The organism is Sphingobacterium cellulitidis (assembly GCF_043187465.1).
GTDB classification, from domain to species: domain Bacteria; phylum Bacteroidota; class Bacteroidia; order Sphingobacteriales; family Sphingobacteriaceae; genus Sphingobacterium; species Sphingobacterium cellulitidis.
In genome coordinates, this window is record NZ_CP171136.1 from 4,533,883 (window position 1) to 4,556,413 (window position 22,531).

Here is a 22,531-nt window from a genome sequence, read left to right on the forward strand (position 1 = left end):
AGGTTAAGAGGTTGATACATAAAAATTACAATAATAATAGAAACAAAAAACGCCAGCACAATGTGCTGGCGTTCCATATCTTTTAAATAAGACTATGCTTCTTCAGATGCGATTTCCTCATCCACCAAGATTCTACCACAGTGTTCACAGATGATAATTTTCTTTCTTTGGCGAATTTCAGATTGCAATTGAGGTGGTATTTTGTTGTGACAACCAGAACAGCTATCACGTTCAATTGACACCACTGCCAATCCGTTGCGGAATGATTTACGCAATTTCTTAATTACTTTTAGAAGGCGATCATCGATATTTTTCTCGGCTTTTTCTACCTCAGTAACTAATTTATCTTCGTCTTTTTGAGTTTCGGACGTAATTGTTTCCAATTCTTGTTTTTTAGCATCCAACTCACCTTTGCTGAAATCTACGTTTTTCGCTGTCGCATCATAAGCTTCAGTTTTATTTTTGATTTCGAATTCAGCTTCGCGAATACGTTTTTCACACACTTGAATTTCTAACCCTTGAATTTCAATTTCTTTAGAAATTGCATCATATTCACGGTTATTTTTAACTTCATTTAATTGTGTTTCGTATTTTTTGATTGCTGCTTGCGCATCTTTGATCATGTTTTTGCGCTTCACAATAGAATCTTCTAATTCGTCTAGCTCATTACGAATTTTCTCGATACGTGTATCTAAACCTGCAATCTCATCTTCCAGGTCTGCTACCTCAATAGGTAGTTCTCCACGCACTTGGCGAATTTTATCAATCTGTGTTTCGATTGATTGCCACGCCCATAAAGCTTTTAGTTTTTGTTCTACGGTTTGTTCCATTAACTGTAGTATTTTATTGGATTTGTGTCTATTTCCGTCAATAGGACAGCAAAGTTAGCAAATTTTTTCTGAATTATATCTAACAATAATTCTTGTGTAAATTGCTCACTTTCAAAATGTCCGATATCCGCAATGATTATTTGTCCTTCGGCATCGAAAAACTCATGATATTTATAGTCCGCCGTAATAAAGATATCTGCACCTGAACGTTTCGCGTCGCCCAGCAAAAAACCTCCTGCGCCGCCACAAACAGCGACTCTTGAGATTTTCTTGCCCAATGTTTTGGTATGACGTATCACATTTAGATTCATCTTTTCTTTTAAATATGCCAAAAACTCAGACTCTTCCATAGGCTCTTCCAAATTACCGATAACTCCAGACCCAACATAAGAAAAAGAATTGTCAATGCCAACGATTTGGTGTGCAACCTCTTCATAAGGGTGTGCAGAAAACATAGCAACCAATATTTTTCGTTCAGCTTGAGCCGGGTAAATTACTTCAATTTTGGTTTCCTCCACCCGCTCTTGATTACCAACCTCTCCTATTGCAGGATTTGCTCCATCTAATGGACGGAAAGTTCCATATCCGGCGGTGTTATAACTACATTGATCATAATCGCCAATCGCTCCTGCTCCAGCGTCAAACATTGCCTGTCTAACCTCTTCCACATGTGTTCTTGGAACATATACTACCAATTTCTTTAATAAACCTGCCTTTGGACGCAAAATAGCCTGGTTTTCAAGACCTAGTTTGTCTGCCATTTTTGAACTTACTCCGCCTAAGACATTATCCAAATTTGTATGAATGGCATATAGAGCAATGTTATTTTTAATTGCCTTAATGACCACCCGTTCAACATAATTCCTGCCTGTGAATTTCTTCAGACCTGAAAAAACAATAGGATGATGAGAAATTATCAAATTACAGCCTTTGGCAATCGCATCATCTACAACCTCTTCCGTACAATCTAATGAAATTAAAGCCTTGTATACTTCTTGCTGTGGGTCTCCCACAATCAGTCCTGAGTTATCGTAGCTTTCTTGATAATTTAATGGAGCTAATTCCTCCAAGTGTTCGACAATCTCTCTAATTTTCATTGCTTTTATTTTTTTCCGCTTCTGCTTCCAGCCATTTATTATGTTCTAGCAATAGCACGCGGTATTGATTGATTTTAAACCAGTAAGTAATAAAATACACAAAACTGACTATCATACCCAGTATTCGCCAGAATAATGGAAATGGAAAATTATATACTAAAAAAGACCAAGCATAAGTCATACCAGCGCCCAAGGAAGGGTTCTCTTCAACCGCAATCTTACGATCAAAGAATTCATTATTCAGGGAATAGGATAGCCTCCTTGCAACTTCAAAATTCCAATAAATATTAAAAAATGGAACTACCAGAAACCAGGCTTGATTCGGCAGAATACATTGGTTTTCTTTAGAAATTAATTTTAAGGTATTTCTGACCGTATTGGCAAAAAGAGCCCAAATAATAAGGATAACGACAACGAAAAAAATACTTATTCTTTCGATTTCTGCAGTCAGTTCGGGAGAAAGTACGTCGTTCATCTATTTTTCATTGTTTAAAATGGTCAGCAATTCGTCTAATTTCTTGATTTGAGGGTTATGATCCGCTTCCATTTCTATCAGCTTCCAATGATATTTCTTCGCGCGCGTTGAAAAGAAATAAAAAGGATCTTTCTCTATTCCGCCTTGTGATTTCTCATAGGTCAAAATATAAGTTGTTGGGATTTTTAATCTTAGGGTATTCTTCAGGTGAATAGGTTCCTTAATGGAAGCCAAAGGATGTGGAACATCCCGCGGAAATGCAGTTGTGTCCTTCACCCAGGTTGGATAAACATAAACATCATCCTTACTACTTAATAAATCCGAATTTGGATTGTCACCTATATACCTTGCGACGCTTTCACCATCTTCAGGAACGAAGGCGTCCAAATAAATTACTTTTTTAATTTTCTCAGGGATACTATCAGCCACCCCAGTAATGACCATTCCGCCATAACTGTGTCCCATTAATATAACGGAATCCAACCTTTCAAATAAAATAGTATTAATTACATCCTTGATATGTGTTGTTAGGTTGACATCAGGGGATGCCAGATGATATCTTTCGCCCAGACCTGTTAAATTTACGCGATATACCTTAGCTCCTAATTTCTCAAGACCTTCGGCGGTTTTCTTAAACTGCCAGGATCCACCCCATGCACCATGCACCAATACATAAGTTGGTTGTTGCGCCTTTAGAGATAAGAAAGGAAGGCATAGGAAAAAGAGGGATATAACGATAAATTTTCTCATGAGCTATAAAAATACAATTTTATGAGGCAAATAATAAAAATATACAGGGCTTCTTATGCAAATCGATTGTAGTTTTTTTCCACTCTTCAATGGTTTGAGTTCGGATGTATTCATCAGCTGCCGTGACATTGCAAGCGACACATAATTTTGTCTGCGGTTTGCAGGATTTCAATAATTCAGCAAGCATCTGGTTGTTTCGAAAAGGGGTTTCAATAAATATTTGTGTGCTTTTTTCCTTTTGGCTGATATGCTCTAATTCTTTAATGGAACGCGTTCTATCCGCCTTATCAATAGGCAGGTAGCCTTTAAAGCTAAAATTCTGACCATTAAAACCAGAGGCCATTAGGCCTAATAAGATGGAGCTAGGTCCAACGAGTGGAATTACTTTAATACCTCTTTTATGAGCTTCATATACAACATCGGCTCCGGGATCTGCTACACCTGGGCAACCAGCCTCGGACATCAATCCAATATCTGAACCTTGTTCTACAGCTTTAAATACGTTGTTATAATTGATCTTTTCACGGCTATGTTTTCCGTAGTCATGAATAATCAATTCACTTTGCGGTATTTTGAGTCCTGCTTCCTTCAAGAATTTGCGTGCTGTTTTTTCATTTTCGACGACATATTCTTTGATATTATTAATAATATCGAGGTGTAACAGGGTATAAGAAGCTTTTTCAGCATGTTCAGCTAAGGGAACAGGTAGAAGAAATAAATTGCCTTTTGCCATGGTACAAACCTAATCATTTGCTCTTTAAATATACAGAATTGGAGGATTTGTGTTTATTTAAGTTTTACAAAAAGTTAAATTTTTCATTCTAATTTGATAAGTAAATTTTTGTTTGTTACTTTAAGTCAAACACTTATGATTATTTTTTGTCTAATAATTGTAAATTAGGTAGTTCATAATCAGGATATTTTTGTCTAAATGATGAGAATATATATATTTGGTTGACTATGACAACACAAACAACATCAGGGGTTAAAATTTCGGTTGAATCGACATATCAATCAGAATACTCAAATCCGGAGAACGAGCATTTCATGTTTGCTTATCGGATTACGATTGAGAATCTGAGTGAGTATACGGTTCAATTGGTGCGTCGTCATTGGAATATTTACGATTCAATTGGTCTTACAAAACAGGTTGATGGAGACGGAGTGGTTGGCGAGCAGCCAGTTCTTGCACCGGGAGAGATGCATCAATATGTGTCGGGTTGCAATTTAAAAAGCGATATAGGTTTTATGGAAGGCTATTACGAAATGATTCGTGAAATGGATAATTCTATCTTTCATGTTCATATCCCGCGATTCAATCTTATTGCAAACTATCGCATGAACTAATATAGCTTCAGTCAATATACTGTATACTTTTCAGATTAAAAGTTAAGTACTAACAAATATTTAATAATTTTGTGCTTGGATAATTACGTCAACACATCAGGTGAGTATTTTAAGCACAGAACAAGTTAGCCATTCCTACAATGATAGGTGGCTTTTTACCGATCTTCATTTTGCCTTACAGAAGGGGGATCGCGTAGCATTAGTTGGTATTAACGGAACAGGTAAATCAACATTATTAAAAATCTTAGCGGAGATTGTTATTCCTAGCAAGGGTAAAGTTGTGAAGGAAAAGGGATTACGCATTGGCTACCTTGCCCAGGATCCGGATTTCTCGGATTTAAAGACCATCAATGATTTTATTTTCTCTGCGGACAACGAGCAGCAACAATTAATTAAAGAATACGAGGAATTAATTGAAAATGAGGATGTTACATCTAAAAAGTTTTTAGAAGTTACGGAAAAATTGACAGCCTTAAATGCTTGGGAATACGAAAATAACATTAAGACTATCCTGAGTCGTTTCCAGATCAGCAATTTTGAGCAGCGTATTGATTCACTAAGTGGTGGTCAGAAGAAGCGTTTAGCATTGGCGAAGTTGTTGATCGATGAGCCTGATATTTACATCCTGGATGAGCCGACAAACCACTTGGATATTGAGACCATTGAATGGTTGGAGAAGCTATTGACGACAGGAAATAAAACAGTCCTTTTGGTATCGCACGACCGGTACTTTTTAGACAATATATGTACGGAGATCAGGGAGCTTGACAAGGGTCAGGTTTTTCTATATAAAGGAAATTACGCTTATTTTTTAGAGAAGAAAGCGGAGCGTGAGGCGAACGATATTTTAGCTGCGGACAAGGCTCGAAATCTTTGGCGGAAGGAATTGGATTGGATGCGGAGGCAGCCACAAGCTCGAGGTACCAAGGCTAAAGCGAGGATCGAATCTTTCTATGACTTAGAGGAGAAATCCAAGGGTCCGAGAAAGAAGGAGCAGGTAGAATTGAGCATGCAAGTTTCAAGACAGGGTAATAAAATTCTAGAGATTGAAGCTGCAGGATTTTCTGTTCCGAACAAGCATATCCTCTCCCCTTTCAGTTACACTTTCAAGAAGGCCGATCGTATTGGGTTAGCTGGAAAGAACGGTAGTGGCAAGACCACATTCTTAAATTTGATCACAGGAAATATACAGCCTACGGAGGGTAATATATCCATTGGTGAAACCACCAAATATGGCTATTACAAACAAGAAGGTTTATCCTTCAAATCGGATGAGCGGGTATTGGATATCGTGAAGAATGTTGCTGATTTTATTGAGATGAAAAATGGAGAAGTGATTACGGCTTCTCAACTATTAACGAAGTTCCTCTTCCCTCCTGAGAAGCAATTTGGCTTTGTCAGCAAACTAAGCGGAGGTGAGAAAAAGCGTCTCCAACTGATGCGTGTCTTAATGGCGAATCCGAACTTCTTGATTCTCGATGAGCCATCCAATGATTTGGACATCGACACGTTAAATGTCTTGGAGGAATTCTTAGAAAACTACCCAGGGGTTTTGGTTCTTGTTTCCCACGACCGTTATCTAATAGACAAGTTGACGGAACAACTATTTATCTTTCCGGGTGACGGAGAGATTGTCATCTATAACGGGAACTATGCGGACTACAAATTGGAGCAGGAAGCTTTAATCAAGAAGCCGGAGAAAAAGGTAGAGAAACCGAAGGTCCAAGAGAAGAAACAGAAATTAAGTTTCAAGGAGCAGAAGGAGTTCGAGGGCTTGGAAAGTGATATTGAAACTTTAGAAAACAAGGTAAGCAACTTAACGGAAGAGCTATCTCAAACAACGGATCACGTGGCGCTTCAAAAGATCGCCGAGGAGATCGAATTAACAAAAACCACTCTCGACGAGAAGACCGAGAGATGGATGGAACTAGCAGAGTTTATATAGCGTTCCACGTGAAACTAGATTTCTTATCAGAGACGAGTTCCACGTGAAACTAGAGAAAAATATATGTTTAATAAATATAACGTTATTGTAGTGGGTGCCGGCCATGCCGGATGTGAGGCGGCAGCAGCAGCTGCAAATTTAGGTTCATCGGTTTTACTCATCACCATGAACATGGGGGTGATTGCCCAGATGAGTTGTAACCCTGCCATCGGTGGTGTAGCCAAGGGTCAGATCGTTCGCGAGATTGACGCCATGGGCGGATACACCGGAATCATTGCGGATAAATCCACTATTCAATTCCGCATGCTGAATCTTTCTAAGGGTCCAGCCATGTGGAGTCCAAGAACACAAAATGACCGCATGCGATTTGCAGAGGAATGGCGCCTTCAATTAGAGTCCATTCCAAATCTTGATATGTGGCAAGACACAGTCAAAGAAGTGATCGTTGAAAACGGAAGAGCCAAAGGGGTCATCACATCCATGGGAATCCGAATTGAATCAGATGCTGTTGTTCTCACCAACGGTACTTTTTTGAATGGTATAATCCACGTCGGCGAAAAGAAATTTGGTGGCGGTAGAACCGGAGAAAAAGCAGCAACAGGTTTAACCGAGCAATTGGTATCATTAGGTTTTGAATCTGGAAGAATGAAAACTGGTACTCCCCCACGCGTGGACGGAAGAAGTTTAAATTACTCATTGATGGAAGAACAATGGGGTGATGATTCACGTGGAAGATTTTCATTTACTGATGTAGAAGTTCCCAAAGAACAAAGGTGTTGTTGGATTACCTATACCAATTCAGCAGTCCATGAAATCTTAAAAACAGGTTTTGAAAAATCACCGATGTTTACTGGTCGCATCAAAGGATTGGGCCCTCGTTATTGCCCATCCATTGAAGATAAAATCAATCGATTTGCCGAACGTGATAGACACCAAATTTTTGTAGAACCAGAAGGATTTAAAACTGTAGAAATTTATGTAAATGGATTTTCTACTTCCTTACCAGAAGATGTACAATTAAAAGCATTGCAATTAATACCAGGTTTTGAAAATGCCAAAATGTATAGACCGGGTTATGCCATAGAATATGACTACTTCCCTCCTATGCAATTGGATTTGACTTTGGAAACCTTAGCGGTAAAACATCTATTCTTTGCTGGCCAAATTAATGGTACTACAGGATATGAAGAAGCGGGAGCACAAGGATTCATCGCCGGAATAAATGCACATCAAAGAATCAATAATCAACATGAACTTATCCTGAAAAGATCGGAATCCTATATCGGTGTATTGATTGATGACCTTGTTACAAAAGGTACCGATGAACCCTATCGTATGTTTACTTCAAGAGCTGAACACCGCTTGTTATTAAGACAAGATAATGCTGATATCAGACTTACACCAATAGCCCATAAATTAGGGCTTGTCTCTGATGAACGTTTAGAAAAAGTAAATGATAAAATCAGAAACTCCGACCGAATCGTTGACTATCTAAAAAATAATTCCATTGCAACCGCAGACATGAATCCGGTCTTGGAAGAAAAAGGCTCTACTCCTATTTCACAAAAAACAAGATTATTTGGAATACTGAGTAGACCACAAATTGAAATCGAAGACATCGTCAAAGCGGATAAAGACTTTTCAGAATTTATTGCAGCCTACGATGAAGACACCATTGAACAGGCAGAAATCAAAGTCAAGTACGATAGTTATTTTGAAAAAGAAATGGAGATCGTAAACAAGATGAAGAAGATGGAAGACAAAGAAATCAATCCTGAATTTGACTATAATTCCTTAACTTCACTTTCCATTGAAGCTAGGCAAAAGCTGTTAAAAGTAAAACCGAGAACATTAGGTCAAGCTTCTAGAATTTCAGGTGTTTCACCGGCAGATATCAGTGTATTAATGGTACATATGAGTTAAAATACTGATATTCAACACTTTATATTAAAAAAATAACAAATAAAAATAAAGCGATTTAAGACAATATTTTTAAATTTATGACTCAGGTATCCAAAAAAGATAATAATTCGTTAAATCGACTAAAAACAGCTTTATTTAAGAATCTAATCTTTTTAGGTCTGGCTACAATGATTGCATTGAGCTTTGTGAAGTGTGCAAATATGCAAAAACCTACTGGCGGGCCAAAAGATTCCATCCCACCAAAATTGTTGGGTATTACTCCGGCAAACCTGTCGAAAAATTTTAAAGAGAAAGTTATTGAAATGACTTTCGATGAATATATAAAAACAGTAAATCCAGGAAAAGAATTTAGCATCTCCCCTGACCTCGAAACTCAACCAATTTATAAAATAAAAAAGAAGAGGTTCATCATCGAGTTACCAGACTCACTGGAAGAAAATACGACATACACCATAAATTTTGGAAAAGGCCTGGTAGATTATAACGAGGGAAATCCTTTCATCAATTATAATTATGTATTTGCAACTGGAGACCAATTGGATTCATTAAGTATTTCCGGACAGGTAAAAAATGGATATAGCAAAGATTTTGATCTTGAAAAAGATAAGGAGGTCATTGCTATATTAATTCCTACCAGTAGGGATACTATTTTTGGAAAGAGGAAAGCATCCTATTATACCACGGTCGATTCATCAGGTAATTTTTCATTCAATAATTTAAGAGAAGACACCTATAGGGTCTATGCCTTAAAGGATATGAATAATGACAAGATCTATAATGGTAACGATGAGTGGATAGGATTTTTGGAGGATAGTATAGCATTGACACAAAATGTATCAGGAATAGCTTTAGAATACACTAAAGGAACAGCTCCAATCTTCAGGAATCTGGAGAAAAAGATTGAAAACAATGGTTCCTTACTATTGACGTTCAATAGACCATTAGAGAATCCAGATTTAAAAATAATTTCACCTAACAATCTGGATGCTAATAAATTAGTAAAATATAAACCTTCATTAGATACGGCCAATATATACTTTGAAAATTTAGAATTTGATTCTTTAAAAGTGGCTGTATTGGAGAATAATGTTCCAATTGATACGATCAGTCTTCGGAAAGCTAGGAATCTAAAGGTTGATAATAGTATTCAACCGAAGCTAAATATTAGTAATAAAGTAGATCGTATAAAGCATATTGAATTAAGTTCAGACTATCCAATTGCATCAGTTGACAAGAACAAAGTCCTAATCATGGAAGACTCTGTTTCACGTAGAAACTTCCAATTACAACAAGACTCCGTAAATCGGGAGATGTATCATATCCGATTTAATTGGCGTCCAAACCGAAATTATGAATTAGTTTTACAAGAAGGAGCAGTATTAGGACCATTTGATGAAAAAAATAAGGAGTTCAAATCTCAATTCACTTTAAATGAAACAGAGAATTATGGTGATATCAATTTAACTTTTACTGGATTAAACGATGGAACAAATTATATTGTTGAATTAATTGATGAGAGTAAGGAGAAACTATTCGATAGAAAAACTTTACCTAACAACAGAATATTAAGCTACAAACAATTTCCTGGTGGTAAATACAGTATCAGGTTAATAGAAGATAGCAACAATAATGGCAAATGGGATTCAGGAGATGTCTATACAAAACGACAACCAGAACGCATATGGTATTTAGATCGAACATTTACCATTCGTGCGAACTGGGAGCAAAATGAAACCATTGAAGTAAACTTCAAATAAATAAAGGTTATTCAGTAAACCAAGAAGAATAAAGCACGTAATTGTGCGGTAATTTTTTCAAAAGATTAAGCTGTTCCTCTGTGAGCGGCTTAATTTTTTTGGCAGGAACTCCAGCATATAAATAGCCCGATTCACAAATAGTATTCTCTAAAACTACAGCACCTGCAGCAATGATTACATTGGATTGGATATGCGCTTTATCCATTACAATAGCACCCATTCCTATTAAAACATAATCATCTATAATACAACCATGTACAATAGCGTTATGACCGATATTAACATATTTACCAACATCGGTACCATTTTTCTCGAAGGTTCCATGTATCGTCACATTATCTTGAATATTGGAATAATTACCAATCCTAATATAGTTAACATCTCCACGTACTACTGCATTGAACCAAACTGAACAATGAGAACCAATGGTTACATCGCCCACAATGGTACAATTAGGCGCTATAAAACTACTTTCATCAATTTGAGGATGTTTATCCTTAACAGGTAATATCGTTGCCATACGGCTTTTAAATTAGCTTTTATAAAATTGTATCTTCCAGAATATCAGCATGCTGAGGATAATCCGTTGTATAGTGCAGTCCCCTACTCTCTTTTCTTTGCATAGCCGATTTAACAACCAAGTATGCAACTTGAATGACATTCCTCAGTTCACAAAGTTTAACAGATAATTTAGTTCCTTTATAGAAGGATTCTGTTTCCTCATGTAATAAACCAAGACGTCTCATTGCTCTATCTAATCTAAAATCAGATCTCACAATTCCCACATAGTCACTCATTAATTTCTGAGTTTCGCGTAAATTATGGGTAACGAGAATATCCTCATTTAATAATTGCGTATTGGATTCATCCCAGGAAGGCAGATCTTCTTGAAAATCTATACCATTAACATGTTTACTTGCATCTTCAAAGATACGATGGGCATATACAGCAGCTTCTAATAAAGAATTGGAAGCCAACCTATTAGCACCATGTAAGCCCGTTGAGGAACACTCCCCACAAGCATATAAATTATTGATGGAAGTTGCCCCATATTCATCCACCATTATTCCACCACATAAATAATGAGCAGCTGGAGTAACAGGAATAAGATCTTTAGTCATATCTAAACCGATAGATAGGCATTTTTCGTAAATATTCGGAAAATGAGATAGTATATCAGCTTTAGAACGATGTCGAATATCTAGAAATACATAATCCAGACCTGATTTCTTCATTTCAGCGTCAATTGCCCGAGCTACAATATCCCTTGGAGCTAAAGAACCTCTTTCATCGTATTCCTCCATAAAAGACTCACCAGTAGCTCTTTTAAGGATACCACCAAATCCACGTACAGCTTCAGAAATCAAAAAAGCAGGATATTCTCTAGGATTATATAAGGCGGTAGGATGAAATTGAATAAATTCCATATTTCTAACCTTTCCTTTTGCCCTATATACCATGGCTATACCATCACCGGTAGCAATTGTGGGATTCGTTGTGGTAGAATATATATGTCCAGCTCCACCAGTTGCCATTAAGGTAATCTTAGAGAGGATCTTTTCCACATGTCCTGTTTCAGTATTAAAGGCATAAATACCATAGCATTTAATATCTTCGGTACGTTTATCCACATGTACACCTAAATGATGTTGAGTAATCAGATCAACTGCAAAATAATGTGTTAAAATCTCAATATTAGGTTCAGCATGTACCCTTTCCAATAAGGCTCTTTCAATTTCATAGCCTGTAATATCCTTATAATGAAGGATTCTATGCTCAGAATGGCCACCCTCTCTTGCTAGATCATATTCACCAGAATCTTCTCTATCGAAGGTAGTTCCATAAGAAATAAGTTCTGCTATACGTTCCGGACCTTCTTTTACGACGTTTTCCACAACATGTGCATCGCATAAGCCATCACCAGCAATTAAGGTATCTTCAATATGTTTATCAAAACTATCCCCTTCATCCGTGACTACGGCTACACCACCTTGCGCATATTTCGTATTAGACTCATCCTCATTGCTTTTGGTAACAATAAGTACCTTACCCAGCTTAGCAGCTTTAAGGGCAAAACTCAGTCCGGCAATACCCGAACCGATAATCAAAAAATCAACTTTTCTATCTAGCATTGATTAAAAATTGTAGCAGCTATGATTAATTACAACTGAACCAACAAATTAACAAAATATGTGCAAAACATGTAAATAACTCGTGGATTAAAATGTAAAACTTCTTTTATTTCCACAATACTAGCAATTTTCACACATGTATTACCAAAATATTAAGAGAATATGAGGTAAATATTAACATTTTACACACTATTATGATTGCACATTAAAATATGGAAAAAATAAAAGGTCAAAAATCTTAGTATTGAAAATCAGGGCTTAACCCTTCCGAACCTGTGGATAAGTTGTGTATAACTATAGAATATCCACTAATAAAAATAAAAAATCCTATAATTCTCCCCATTTTCCACAGACTAATAAACAACAAGATTCTTTTATATAAAAAGAGTTATTATTTATTGAAAAAAAGGAATGTGGATTTCGTTTCGTTTTCTTTCTTTACTTTTGTGAAGTTAGAAAGTCAAACAATCAGGAATCAACTTAGAAAAACCAAATGAATACAACATTTGAAACAGACTTGGTGGCTAAAGGGTATATTGACGTTGCGATAGATCCTAACCTAGATTTGGTAAAAGAAATAGAAAGGCTGAAAAAAGAGAAGAATGCGGTAATACTAGCGCATTATTATCAGGAGTCTGAAATCCAGGATATAGCGGATTATATTGGGGACAGTTTAGGCTTGTCTCAGCAGGCTGCGAAGACAGATGCCGAAGTGATTGTTTTTGCTGGCGTTCATTTCATGGCGGAGACAGCAAAAATATTATCTCCATCCAAGAAGGTATTATTACCGGATTTAAAGGCAGGATGTTCATTATCAGACAGTTGTCCACCGCATTTATTTGCTAAGTTCAAGGAGAAGTATCCCGATCATTTAGTGATCACCTATGTGAACTGTACAGCTGAATTAAAAGCCTTATCTGATATCGTTTGTACGTCTAGTAATGCTGTTCAAATTGTAGAGAGTTTGCCGGCTGATCAAAAAATCATTTTTGGTCCAGACCGTAATCTAGGGGATTATGTGAAGAAGAAAACAGGTCGTGATTTAGTGTTATGGAATGGAGCATGTATGGTTCATGAGATTTTTTCACAGGAGAAAATTGATGCATTACGTGCGGAACATCCTGAGGCTAAGTTTATTGCGCATCCAGAGTGTGAGGACCATATTTTAGCACAAGCAGACTATATAGGATCTACCTCAGGAATGTTAAAATTTACGATTGAGGATCCTAGTAATACGTTTATTGTTGCGACAGAGTCCGGTATTTTACATCAAATGCAGAAAGCTAGTCCTTCCAAGACATTTATACCTGCTCCACCTAATAACTTATGTGCTTGCAATGATTGTCCGCATATGAAGTTAAATACGTTGGAGAAACTATATAATTGTTTGTACTACGAACAACCAGAAATTACACTGCCAGAAGATATTATTCAACGTGCTCAAAAACCTATTGAACGCATGCTTGATATTTCGGCAAAATTAGGATTATAACATGAGTATATTTGAGAATAGCGAGAGAACCAATTTAAATGAGATTGGAGAATTTGGATTAATCAATCATTTGACGCAGTCAGTGGTTTTAACCCAACCAAGTTCAATCAAAGGAATTGGGGATGATGCAGCGGTATTAGATTTTACCAATAAAAAAACATTGATATCCACGGACTTACTGTTGGAAAATGTACATTTTGATCTACGCTACGTTCCTTTAAAACACTTAGGATATAAGGCTATTCAAGTGAATTTAAGTGATATTTATGCCATGAATGGCATAGCGAGCCAGGTTACCATCTCAATTGGCTTATCTTCGAAATTTCCTTTGGAAGCAGTAGAAGAGATCTATGAAGGCGCATTATTAGCTTGTCAAAATTACAATGTAGATCTTATTGGAGGTGATACCAGTACTTCAACACAAGGCTTAGTGATTTCAGTAACCAGTATTGGTTATGCAGAAACAGATGCTATTGCTTATCGTTCCTCAGCAAAAGAAGGCGATTTAATTTGTGTTTCAGGGGATTTAGGTGGAGCTTATGTAGGTTTGCAACTTCTTGAAAGAGAAAAGCAGATTTATCTGGAAAACCCTAATATTCAGCCAGATCTGGAAGGTAAGGATTATATTATTGAGCGTCAATTAAAGCCAGAAGCAAGAAAAGATATCGTTGAATTATTGGCAGCAATGGATGTAAAACCCCATGCTATGATCGATGTATCTGATGGTTTAGCCTCTGAGATTTTACATATCTGTAAAGCTTCCAATGTTGGTTGTAAGCTATATGAGGAAAAAATTCCCATTGATCCAATGACTTACGAAACGGCGCGAGAATTTGGATTAGATCCAACGGTTTGTGCCTTAAGTGGTGGTGAAGATTATGAATTATTATTTACCGTGGCCCAAAGTGATTATGATAAACTGAAGAACAACATGGAAATCAGTATTATCGGTCATATTACAGAAGCTGCAGAAGGCTGTACCATGGTTTCTAAATCAGGAAATGTACATGAGATTAAAGCTCAAGGCTGGAATGCTTTTAGCTAATAAATAGAGTATTTAATAAAAAGAAATGAGATTGATATTTATCAATCTCATTTCTTTTATCCGTTATATATCAGGTGTTTTTAAGTTTGGATAACACCGACATTGTATCTTGGCATATCTGAATTATGAGAAGCTGCTTCGATACCCATTGAAATAATTTTCCGAGTATCAGCAGGATCAATTACTCCATCCACCCAAAGTCTGGATGCCGCATAATAAGGACTTAATTGTGCGTTATAGGTTTCTTCGATATCCTTTAATAATTTATTTTTTTCAGCATCGCTCAGGGTAATATTCTTAGATTTTAATGCAGCTTCTTGGATTTGGAGTAAAGTTTTTCCTGCAGATGCACCACTCATTACGGCAATTTTTGCGGTAGGCCAAGCATAAATCAATCTCGGATCATAAGCTTTACCACACATTGCGTAATTACCTGCTCCATAACTATTTCCAACGATAAAAGTAAATTTAGGAACGACGGAGTTAGCCATGGCATTCACCATTTTCGCACCATCTTTAATGATACCACCATGTTCAGCACGAGATCCAACCATAAAACCAGTAATATCCTGGAAAAATACCAAAGGGATTTTCTGTTGATTACAATTCATAATAAAACGAGCAGCTTTATCTGCAGAGTCAGAGTATATTACTCCTCCCATTTGCATTTCAGTAGAATTACCAGGTTTTTTGGCTTTGACTACTTCTCTTTGATTAGCAACAATTCCAACTGCCCAACCATCTACACGTGCTAAAGCACAGATCAAAGTTTTACCATAATCTTCTTTATATTCTTCCAATGAACCCTGATCCACGATGGATTTTAAAATTTCAACCATATTATATGGTTTTAATCTATCCTCAGGTAAATAATCATATATTTTTTCCATTGGATATTCAGGATCTTTAGCTTCAATTTTGGAGAATTGAAAAGTAGGATCAGCACCAAATTTATCGACAATATTTTTTATTGCATCGAGACAGGCCTCATCATTAGGGTATTTATTATCTGTTACCCCAGAAATTTCGCAATGCGTATTAGCACCACCAAGTGTTTCATTATCAATTACCTCCCCTATTGATGATTTTACGAGATAAGACCCAGCTAAAAATACGGATCCAGTACCTTCCACAATGAGTGCATAGTCTGACATGATAGGTAAATAAGCCCCTCCAGCGACACAAGAACCCATAATTGCTGAGATTTGAGGAATTCCCATGGATGAAAGTTTAGCATTATTTCTAAATATTCTTCCAAAGTGTTCTTTATCGGGGAATATTTCAGCTTGCATCGGCAGGTAAACACCTGCGGAATCCACTAAGTATATAATGGGGAGATGATTTTCCATGGCAATTTCCTGTGCGCGCAAGTTTTTCTTACAGGTCATTGGGAACCAAGCACCGGCTTTTACAGTTGCATCATTTGATACAATGACACATAACCTATTTTTAACATAACCTAAAATGACAACGACTCCAGCATTAGGACATCCACCATGTTCTTCATACATAGCATCTGCAGCAAATATTCCGATTTCCGTAAATTCTGAATCTTCATCAATCAGGTATAATACCCTTTCCCATGCGGATAATTTGCCTTTTTCATGTTGTTTTTGGATTTTATCCAAACCGCCACCTAGCAATAATTTTTCTCTTTTCTTTTGGAGTTCTTCTAATTGGCTACGCATAACTTAATTGAAATAATGTAATTTATTAGGTACGTAAATATTAAATATTTATAAATATCATAAAATATTATTTGTTTTTTATAATATTTGTAAAAAACATTTATAACCCAAATATAAACTTAATTAAAATAATATTATGTATAACCTCGGTTCTAAAGAAGAATTGACCTTAGTCAAGGAAAGTGCGCGAAATTTTGCAAATACCTATATCAAACCTAATATCATGACATGGGATGAGTCGCAGAAATTTCCGATTGAACTCTTCAAGAATTTAGGCGATCACGGCTTTATGGGCATCCTAGTTCCGGAAGAATATGGCGGTTCAGGATTATCTTACCAGGAGTATATTACCATTCTTGATGAAATATCAAAAGTATGTGGATCTATTGGATTATCCGTAGCGGCCCATAATTCATTGTGTACCAATCATATTTTAAGTTTTGGAAATGAGGATCAAAAGCGCAGATATCTTCCAAAACTAGCTACTGCTGAATGGATTGGAGCTTGGGGATTGACAGAACCAGGTTCAGGATCCGATGCTGGCGGGATGAATACGACAGCAGTTCAGGATGGAGATTACTTTGTATTAAATGGGGATAAAACATTTATTACCCATGCGATATCTGGAGATGTAGCAGTGGTTATGGCTCGTACAGGAGAAAAAGGCGATAAAAAAGGAATTTCAGCTTTTATTATTGAAAAAGGGACTCCAGGATTTACAGCTGGCGCCAAAATGGATAAATTAGGCATGCGTGCTTCAGAAACAGGATCTTTATTTTTTGATAATTGTAGAATTCATAAAGATCAGTTGATTGGAGAGATTGGAGATGGTTTTGTTCAGGCCTTAAAATTATTGGATGGAGGAAGAATTTCCATTGCGGCTTTATCCTTAGGAATTGCTCGAGGAGCCTATGAATGTGCTTTGAAGTATGCTAATGAGCGGGAACAATTTCAGACTAAAATTTTTGATTTTCAGGCGGTTGGATTTACATTAGCAGATATGGCGACTAAGATCAATGCCTCTGAATTATTGATTAGACAAGCTGCTGATTTAAAGGATCATGGCAAGAAAGTGACGAAGGAAGGTGCAATGGCAAAATTATTTGCTTCGGAAACAGCGTTTGAAGTTTCTAATGAAGCGGTTCAGATTCTTGGTGGTTATGGATTTACGAAAGATTTTCCTGCGGAAAAATTCTTTAGAGATGCAAAATTGTGTACTATTGGAGAAGGAACTAGTTCCATTCAACGGATGGTAATTGCCAGAGAAATAAAGAAAGATGCTTAACGAAAAAGTAACCTTGGTAGACTGCCCTAGGGATGCCATTCAAGGAATAAAACAACAAATTTCTACTCAAAAAAAGATTACTTATATCAATGAATTGATCGCAAGTAAGATTTTTGATTGTATAGATTTTGGAAGTTTTGTATCTCCTAAGGCAGTACCACAATTAAGTGATACCCAAGCTGTATTAGAAGGTTTGGAAAAGAATGATCAGGTGAAATTATTAGCGATAATTGCTAATAAAAGAGGTGCTGAAATTGGTTCTGCATTTCAAAAAATAGATTATTTAGGGTATCCATTTTCTATTTCAGAGACCTTTCAAAAAAACAATACCAATGCAAGTATTGCGGAGGCATTTGATACGGTTCAGGATATTTTGGAAATCATGGATAAAAAAGGTAATCAAGAATTGGTTGTTTATATTTCTATGGCTTTTGGCAATCCATATTCGGATTATTGGGATATGGATTTAGTTTCCGAATGGGTTTCTAAATTAAATGAGATTGGGGTTCGTAATTTCTCAATTGCGGATACGACTTCTGAAGCCACTGCAGCGAGTATCAAACAATTATTTCATAAATTGAATTTAGAGTTTCAAGATATTGCATTCAGTGCCCATTTTCATTCAGCAGTTGAAAGTGCCTTATTAAAGATAGATGCGGCCTATTCAGCTGGATGCAGACGATTTGAGGGCGCTGTTTTAGGTTATGGTGGCTGTCCTTTTGCAAAGGATGAGCTTGTTGGAAATATTCCTTCTGAATTATTGGTAGATCGATTTCATAAAGGTAATTTCGAAAGTATGTCTAAATTAATGCAAGGGTTTCAGAATTTAATAAGTCATGAACTATAAATTTATCCAGACTGACATTTCGGATCATGTTTTTACCTTGACGTTGAATCGTGCGGAGAAGCGTAATGCTTTTACGCCGACGATGGTCAATGAGGTTGCGCATGCAGTCAAAGAAGCAAATGATAATGATTTGATTCATGTTTTTGTGCTAAAGGCTGCAGGACCGGTATTTTGTGCAGGGATGGATTTAAAAACTTATCAGGATCCAAGTTTGGATATTCCTAATCCTGCAATTCAGAACGTCGATATTTCATTAGGTGAAATCTTTGATCAACTGAATAAACCGTCTATTGCTGTTGTGGAAGGTGATGTTATCGCAGGGGGCTTTTTATATATTTTAGGATGTACTTATGTATTTGCGGGGAAAGATTTAAATTTTAGATTGCCTGAAATTGCTTTAGGTATTTTTCCATTTCAAGTTATGGCAGGATTAAGAAGAATAATGCCTGAAAAAAAGATCCTTCAATTGTGTTTTGATCCTTCAGCATTTACAACGGATAAGGCTATAGAATTAGGTATAGTAGATTCATATCTTGATTGGGATAGCTTGAATGCGTTGATAGCTTCATTTGCTAATAAAAGTTCCTATGCCATGAAAGCGGGAATGGAAGCCTTAAAGAGTATAAGGAATATGGACTCCAATGAACAATATTCTTATTTATTAGCGTCATTACAAAAGTTAAAAGACCGTGATGAAGTCAAGGCTTTTATTTCTGATAAACTAAATAAGGGTTAAGAAAGTTTTTTCTCGATCCAGAAGTTATTGAATCCGAGTCCAATCTCTATATTCAATAATTTTTGCTGCAACATTTCAAGGACGGCCAAGAAATTATAGACGAATTGCACCTTGTTTTCCGAGTTTTTGGCAATTGCGGAAAAGTCTAGTGATTTATTGATTTCAATAAGTTCCGCGAGTACCTTTTTTTGTTGTTCAATACTGTAAGGGTATTTAACGACGGTATGGGTTACATCTTGTACGCGGTGCGAATATAGATACATAACCTTTTCATACACGAGCATCAGTTTATAAAGGTCGAATGAGGACAATTCTTCGTCGATGGATTGGGCTTTCGCTTCACGGGCGATTTTAAGGTCAAATTCGGTATTACCACGTTCATAGAATTTACCGCGATTATCTTCCAGGCCTTTTAATTCTTCACAAACTTCTTTGAATTGTTTATATAGGACTAGTTTTTGTACTAATTCTTTCTTTAAATCGATTTCATTTTCATTTTCGTCCAATTCAGGCCTTGGGAGGAGCATCTTGGCTTTGATACGCATCAAAGTGGATGCAACGAAAATGAATTCAGAGGCCAATTCGATATTTAAGGACTGCATATGTTGTATATATGCGAGGAAATCGTCTGTTATTTGAGAAATAGGGATATCATGAATATTGAGTTCATCCCTTTCAATAAAGAAAAGCAATAAATCGAAGGGTCCTTCGAATTGTTCGAGCTTGATTTCGTAGTTTGTTTCGTCCATAGATTACGCTCAAAAATAAGGATTTGATTGTATAAAAAGGAGGAATTCATTCGAATAAAGCAAAACAATGGGTTAGATTAAATTGTATATATATTCCATAGTTAAAAGAATAAATTGTTACTTTGTATCTTATTTCGAAATTTTTTAATTTATGCAGGTAGAAGCAGGACCGCTATTACAAAAAATTCAATTTCCATCTGATCTTCGAAATTTGAAGGAGTCGGAACTTGAGGAGGTTTGTAAGGAGCTGAGACAGTTTATCATCGATATCGTTTCTGTAAACGGCGGGCATTTTGCAGCAAGTTTAGGTGTTGTAGAATTGACCGTAGCGTTGCACTACGCATTGAATACTCCATATGATCAAGTTATTTTTGATGTTGGTCATCAGGCCTATGGGCACAAGATATTAACGGGCAGACGGGAGGATTTTCATACCAACCGTATTTTGGGAGGTCTTTCGGGTTTTCCGAAGCGTTCCGAGAGTGAATATGATTCTTTTGGCGTTGGCCACTCCTCTACTTCTATTTCTGCGGCATTAGGAATGGCTGTTGCATCAGCTTATAAAGGTGAAACCGATAGGCAACATGTTGCCGTTATAGGCGATGGTGCATTAACTGGTGGTATGGCCTTTGAAGCCTTGAATCATGCGGGAATTGAAAAATCCAATTTATTGGTTATTCTGAACGACAATTGTATGTCTATTGACCCGAATGTTGGGGCGATGAAAGAATACCTGACCAGTATTACCACATCCAAGAGTTATAATCGCTTTAGAGACGATTTAGTGTCGGTATTAGAGAAGATTTCTAAAAAAGGACCGAATGCCTATGGATGGGCTAAAAAGCTGGAGCAAAGCATTAAAGGCACCTTATTAAAGAATTCCAACCTGTTTGAATCATTGAACTTTAGATATTTTGGTCCTGTAGATGGACATGATGTCAATAAGTTGGTAAAAACGATTGAAGATTTAAAGCATATCAATGGTCCAAAATTACTGCATGTCGTAACTGTAAAAGGGAAAGGCTATGCCTTGGCAGAAAAGGATCAAACGAAATGGCATGCACCGGGTTTGTTTGATAAGATTACCGGAGAAATTAAGAAATCTATTTCAGAGAAACCACAGCCACCGAAATACCAGGATGTATTTGGACATACCTTAGTTGAATTGGCTGAAGAGAATAAAAAAATAATGGGGATTACCCCGGCGATGCCGAGTGGTTCTTCGATGAATATCATGATGAAGGCGATGCCTGATCGTGCATTTGATGTAGGTATTGCCGAACAACATGCTGTTACGTTCAGTGCTGGGTTAGCGGCACAAGGATTAGTACCATTCTGTAATATTTACTCTTCCTTTATGCAACGCGCATATGATCAAGTGATACATGATGTAGCCTTACAGAAGTTAAATGTTGTTTTCTGTCTGGACCGTGCAGGTTTGGTGGGAGCAGATGGACCTACGCATCATGGAGCTTATGATATTGCGTTTATGCGTTGTGTTCCAAATATGGTTTTGGCCTCTCCAATGAACGAGGAAGAGTTAAGAAACATGATGTATAGCGCCCAATTGCCAGATAAAGGTCCTATTACAATTCGTTATCCACGGGGTAATGGAGTCATGGCCGATTGGAAGCATCCATTTAGGGAGATTCCAATTGGGAAAGGGCGTAAGATTTGTGATGGGGAAGAAATTGCGATATTAACTTTTGGTCATATTGGGAACGAAGCATCCAAAGCTATTCTAAAGTTACGTGAGGATGGCATTCATCCGGCTCATTATGATTTACGGTTTGCGAAGCCATTAGATGAGGCCTTGTTACATGAGGTTTTTAAAAAGTATAACAAAGTTATTACGGTTGAGGATGGCTGTTTGCCGGGCGGTATTGGGTCAGCGGTATTAGAATTCATGTCAGATCATCAATACGAGGCACAAGTTGTTCGCTTAGGGATCCCAGATACGATTGTTGAGCATGGTGAGCAAGGGGAGTTGTGGCATATTTGTGGCTATGATGCTGCTGGAATTGAGGATCAAGTTCGTAAATTAACAAAAGGCATAAAAACAGAAACTTTGGTCGGATAATTGCTTAGTTATAAGCGGTTATTTCGTAGACAATCAAGCGTCTATATAAGGAAGCCCACAGGCTTCCTTTTTTATTAAAAGTTTTCCACATCCAAATTTTCTAGCTTAATTTTTGCTTTAAAAATTCAGTAAAAAAGAAAGGCAAAATATATGTGTTAATAAATATATTTTGCACTAAAAAAAAGGACAAAATATGCTAAAAATTACAATTAAATATCTGTTAATTAATTAGTTGGCTTTTTTTTGTGATTTTAATTTTTTAGCTCATTTTTTTTTGTCATATTCGTTGTAGGCAAAAGTTATGAACAGAAATTTTGTCAATTATTGGTTTTCAAGTTATTAACAAATTCAGA

The 22,531-nt window shown here is 36.7% G+C and carries 19 protein-coding genes; 10 read left to right on the forward strand and 9 right to left on the reverse strand.

The window, feature by feature from the left end; translation table 11 throughout:
• Window positions 1-92: 92 nt before the first annotated feature.
• From ACF3OC_RS19625 to ACF3OC_RS19645, 5 genes are read right to left on the reverse strand one after another with little or no spacing between them, the layout of a single operon-like run.
• A complete protein-coding gene (locus tag ACF3OC_RS19625; RefSeq protein ID WP_094258689.1) occupies window positions 93-830 on the reverse strand; it encodes a zinc ribbon domain-containing protein in 738 nt (245 codons plus the stop codon).
• Entirely contained in the window at window positions 830-1,927 is a 1,098-nt protein-coding gene (locus tag ACF3OC_RS19630) for a Nif3-like dinuclear metal center hexameric protein (RefSeq protein WP_094281150.1), read from the reverse strand. The genes ACF3OC_RS19625 and ACF3OC_RS19630 overlap by 1 nt, the downstream gene beginning before the upstream one ends.
• The gene (locus ACF3OC_RS19635) at window positions 1,917-2,402 is read right to left on the reverse strand and encodes a hypothetical protein (RefSeq protein WP_094258687.1); all 486 of its coding nucleotides are present in this window, start codon (window positions 2,400-2,402) and stop codon (window positions 1,917-1,919) included. Before ACF3OC_RS19635 ends, ACF3OC_RS19630 begins: the two co-directional genes overlap by 11 nt.
• Window positions 2,403-3,152 carry an alpha/beta hydrolase gene (locus ACF3OC_RS19640; RefSeq protein WP_094281152.1) on the reverse strand — a complete coding sequence of 250 codons (750 nt, stop codon included), beginning with the start codon at window positions 3,150-3,152 and terminating at the stop codon, window positions 2,403-2,405. It lies immediately after the preceding gene.
• 19 nt (window positions 3,153-3,171) lie between these two features.
• The gene (locus ACF3OC_RS19645; RefSeq protein ID WP_094281154.1) at window positions 3,172-3,885 is read right to left on the reverse strand and encodes an SAM-dependent methyltransferase; all 714 of its coding nucleotides are present in this window, start codon (window positions 3,883-3,885) and stop codon (window positions 3,172-3,174) included.
• Window positions 3,886-4,112: 227 nt separating this feature from the next.
• Between ACF3OC_RS19645 and apaG the strand changes: the two genes are divergently transcribed.
• From apaG to ACF3OC_RS19665, 4 genes are all read left to right on the forward strand, one after another.
• The gene (gene apaG, locus ACF3OC_RS19650) at window positions 4,113-4,499 is read left to right on the forward strand and encodes a Co2+/Mg2+ efflux protein ApaG (protein ID WP_094258684.1); all 387 of its coding nucleotides are present in this window, start codon (window positions 4,113-4,115) and stop codon (window positions 4,497-4,499) included.
• A 100-nt stretch (window positions 4,500-4,599) separates the two neighbouring features.
• The gene (locus ACF3OC_RS19655; RefSeq protein WP_094281156.1) at window positions 4,600-6,444 is read left to right on the forward strand and encodes an ABC-F family ATP-binding cassette domain-containing protein; all 1,845 of its coding nucleotides are present in this window, start codon (window positions 4,600-4,602) and stop codon (window positions 6,442-6,444) included.
• A 63-nt stretch (window positions 6,445-6,507) separates the two neighbouring features.
• On the forward strand, window positions 6,508-8,367 hold the full coding sequence (gene mnmG / locus ACF3OC_RS19660; RefSeq protein ID WP_392470598.1) for a tRNA uridine-5-carboxymethylaminomethyl(34) synthesis enzyme MnmG: 1,860 nt from the start codon (window positions 6,508-6,510) through the stop codon (window positions 8,365-8,367).
• Between the two features lie 77 nt (window positions 8,368-8,444).
• Window positions 8,445-10,124: an Ig-like domain-containing protein gene (locus ACF3OC_RS19665; RefSeq protein WP_392470599.1), complete on the forward strand. Its 1,680-nt coding sequence runs from the start codon at window positions 8,445-8,447 to the stop codon at window positions 10,122-10,124.
• Window positions 10,125-10,131: 7 nt separating this feature from the next.
• On the opposite strand, the gene ACF3OC_RS19670 is transcribed toward ACF3OC_RS19665, so the two are convergent.
• Window positions 10,132-10,644, reverse strand: a complete 513-nt coding sequence (locus ACF3OC_RS19670; RefSeq protein WP_094281162.1) for a gamma carbonic anhydrase family protein — start codon at window positions 10,642-10,644, stop codon at window positions 10,132-10,134.
• A 19-nt stretch (window positions 10,645-10,663) separates the two neighbouring features.
• On the reverse strand, window positions 10,664-12,256 hold the full coding sequence (gene nadB / locus ACF3OC_RS19675) for an L-aspartate oxidase (protein WP_094258679.1): 1,593 nt from the start codon (window positions 12,254-12,256) through the stop codon (window positions 10,664-10,666).
• A gap of 493 nt (window positions 12,257-12,749) precedes the next feature.
• Between nadB and nadA the strand changes: the two genes are divergently transcribed.
• Window positions 12,750-13,748 (forward strand): quinolinate synthase NadA, encoded by a 999-nt coding sequence (nadA, locus tag ACF3OC_RS19680; RefSeq protein ID WP_094281164.1) that lies wholly within the window; start codon window positions 12,750-12,752, stop codon window positions 13,746-13,748.
• A gap of 7 nt (window positions 13,749-13,755) precedes the next feature.
• Complete coding sequence (gene thiL / locus ACF3OC_RS19685) at window positions 13,756-14,793, forward strand: thiamine-phosphate kinase (RefSeq protein WP_094258694.1); 1,038 nt, start codon at window positions 13,756-13,758, stop codon at window positions 14,791-14,793.
• A gap of 80 nt (window positions 14,794-14,873) precedes the next feature.
• On the opposite strand, the gene ACF3OC_RS19690 is transcribed toward thiL, so the two are convergent.
• On the reverse strand, window positions 14,874-16,481 hold the full coding sequence (locus ACF3OC_RS19690; protein ID WP_094281166.1) for an acyl-CoA carboxylase subunit beta: 1,608 nt from the start codon (window positions 16,479-16,481) through the stop codon (window positions 14,874-14,876).
• Window positions 16,482-16,617: 136 nt separating this feature from the next.
• Here ACF3OC_RS19690 and ACF3OC_RS19695 point away from each other — a divergent pair, with 136 nt between their 5' ends.
• The 3 genes from ACF3OC_RS19695 to ACF3OC_RS19705 are packed head-to-tail and all read left to right on the forward strand — an operon-like array spanning window position 16,618 to window position 19,349.
• Window positions 16,618-17,766 carry an acyl-CoA dehydrogenase family protein gene (locus ACF3OC_RS19695; RefSeq protein WP_094281168.1) on the forward strand — a complete coding sequence of 383 codons (1,149 nt, stop codon included), beginning with the start codon at window positions 16,618-16,620 and terminating at the stop codon, window positions 17,764-17,766.
• Window positions 17,759-18,613, forward strand: coding sequence for a hydroxymethylglutaryl-CoA lyase (locus ACF3OC_RS19700; protein ID WP_094281170.1), 855 nt, complete (start codon window positions 17,759-17,761; stop codon window positions 18,611-18,613). Before ACF3OC_RS19695 ends, ACF3OC_RS19700 begins: the two co-directional genes overlap by 8 nt.
• Window positions 18,603-19,349 (forward strand): enoyl-CoA hydratase/isomerase family protein, encoded by a 747-nt coding sequence (locus ACF3OC_RS19705; RefSeq protein ID WP_094281172.1) that lies wholly within the window; start codon window positions 18,603-18,605, stop codon window positions 19,347-19,349. The genes ACF3OC_RS19700 and ACF3OC_RS19705 overlap by 11 nt, the downstream gene beginning before the upstream one ends.
• Here ACF3OC_RS19705 and ACF3OC_RS19710 read toward each other — a convergent pair.
• The gene (locus tag ACF3OC_RS19710; RefSeq protein ID WP_094281174.1) at window positions 19,346-20,098 is read right to left on the reverse strand and encodes a ScpA family protein; all 753 of its coding nucleotides are present in this window, start codon (window positions 20,096-20,098) and stop codon (window positions 19,346-19,348) included. The genes ACF3OC_RS19705 and ACF3OC_RS19710 overlap by 4 nt on opposite strands.
• A 151-nt stretch (window positions 20,099-20,249) precedes the next feature.
• On the opposite strand from ACF3OC_RS19710, the gene dxs reads away from it, so the two are divergent.
• Entirely contained in the window at window positions 20,250-22,178 is a 1,929-nt protein-coding gene (gene dxs, locus ACF3OC_RS19715; RefSeq protein WP_094281176.1) for a 1-deoxy-D-xylulose-5-phosphate synthase, read from the forward strand.
• Window positions 22,179-22,531: the final 353 nt, after the last annotated feature.

What these genes read in the sequence shown, in the direction of transcription:
- ACF3OC_RS19625 (WP_094258689.1), bottom strand. Translation starts at nt 830, where the DNA reads ATGGAACAAACCGTAGAACAAAAACTAAAAGCTTTATGGGCGTGGCAA.
- ACF3OC_RS19630 (WP_094281150.1), bottom strand. Translation starts at nt 1,927, where the DNA reads ATGAAAATTAGAGAGATTGTCGAACACTTGGAGGAATTAGCTCCATTA.
- ACF3OC_RS19635 (WP_094258687.1), bottom strand. Translation starts at nt 2,402, where the DNA reads ATGAACGACGTACTTTCTCCCGAACTGACTGCAGAAATCGAAAGAATA.
- ACF3OC_RS19640 (WP_094281152.1), bottom strand. Translation starts at nt 3,152, where the DNA reads ATGAGAAAATTTATCGTTATATCCCTCTTTTTCCTATGCCTTCCTTTC.
- ACF3OC_RS19645 (WP_094281154.1), bottom strand. Translation starts at nt 3,885, where the DNA reads ATGGCAAAAGGCAATTTATTTCTTCTACCTGTTCCCTTAGCTGAACAT.
- apaG (WP_094258684.1), top strand. Translation starts at nt 4,113, where the DNA reads ATGACAACACAAACAACATCAGGGGTTAAAATTTCGGTTGAATCGACA.
- mnmG (WP_392470598.1), top strand. Translation starts at nt 6,508, where the DNA reads ATGTTTAATAAATATAACGTTATTGTAGTGGGTGCCGGCCATGCCGGA.
- ACF3OC_RS19665 (WP_392470599.1), top strand. Translation starts at nt 8,445, where the DNA reads ATGACTCAGGTATCCAAAAAAGATAATAATTCGTTAAATCGACTAAAA.
- ACF3OC_RS19670 (WP_094281162.1), bottom strand. Translation starts at nt 10,644, where the DNA reads ATGGCAACGATATTACCTGTTAAGGATAAACATCCTCAAATTGATGAA.
- nadB (WP_094258679.1), bottom strand. Translation starts at nt 12,256, where the DNA reads ATGCTAGATAGAAAAGTTGATTTTTTGATTATCGGTTCGGGTATTGCC.
- nadA (WP_094281164.1), top strand. Translation starts at nt 12,750, where the DNA reads ATGAATACAACATTTGAAACAGACTTGGTGGCTAAAGGGTATATTGAC.
- ACF3OC_RS19690 (WP_094281166.1), bottom strand. Translation starts at nt 16,481, where the DNA reads ATGCGTAGCCAATTAGAAGAACTCCAAAAGAAAAGAGAAAAATTATTG.
- ACF3OC_RS19695 (WP_094281168.1), top strand. Translation starts at nt 16,618, where the DNA reads ATGTATAACCTCGGTTCTAAAGAAGAATTGACCTTAGTCAAGGAAAGT.
- ACF3OC_RS19700 (WP_094281170.1), top strand. Translation starts at nt 17,759, where the DNA reads ATGCTTAACGAAAAAGTAACCTTGGTAGACTGCCCTAGGGATGCCATT.
- ACF3OC_RS19705 (WP_094281172.1), top strand. Translation starts at nt 18,603, where the DNA reads ATGAACTATAAATTTATCCAGACTGACATTTCGGATCATGTTTTTACC.
- ACF3OC_RS19710 (WP_094281174.1), bottom strand. Translation starts at nt 20,098, where the DNA reads ATGGACGAAACAAACTACGAAATCAAGCTCGAACAATTCGAAGGACCC.
- dxs (WP_094281176.1), top strand. Translation starts at nt 20,250, where the DNA reads ATGCAGGTAGAAGCAGGACCGCTATTACAAAAAATTCAATTTCCATCT.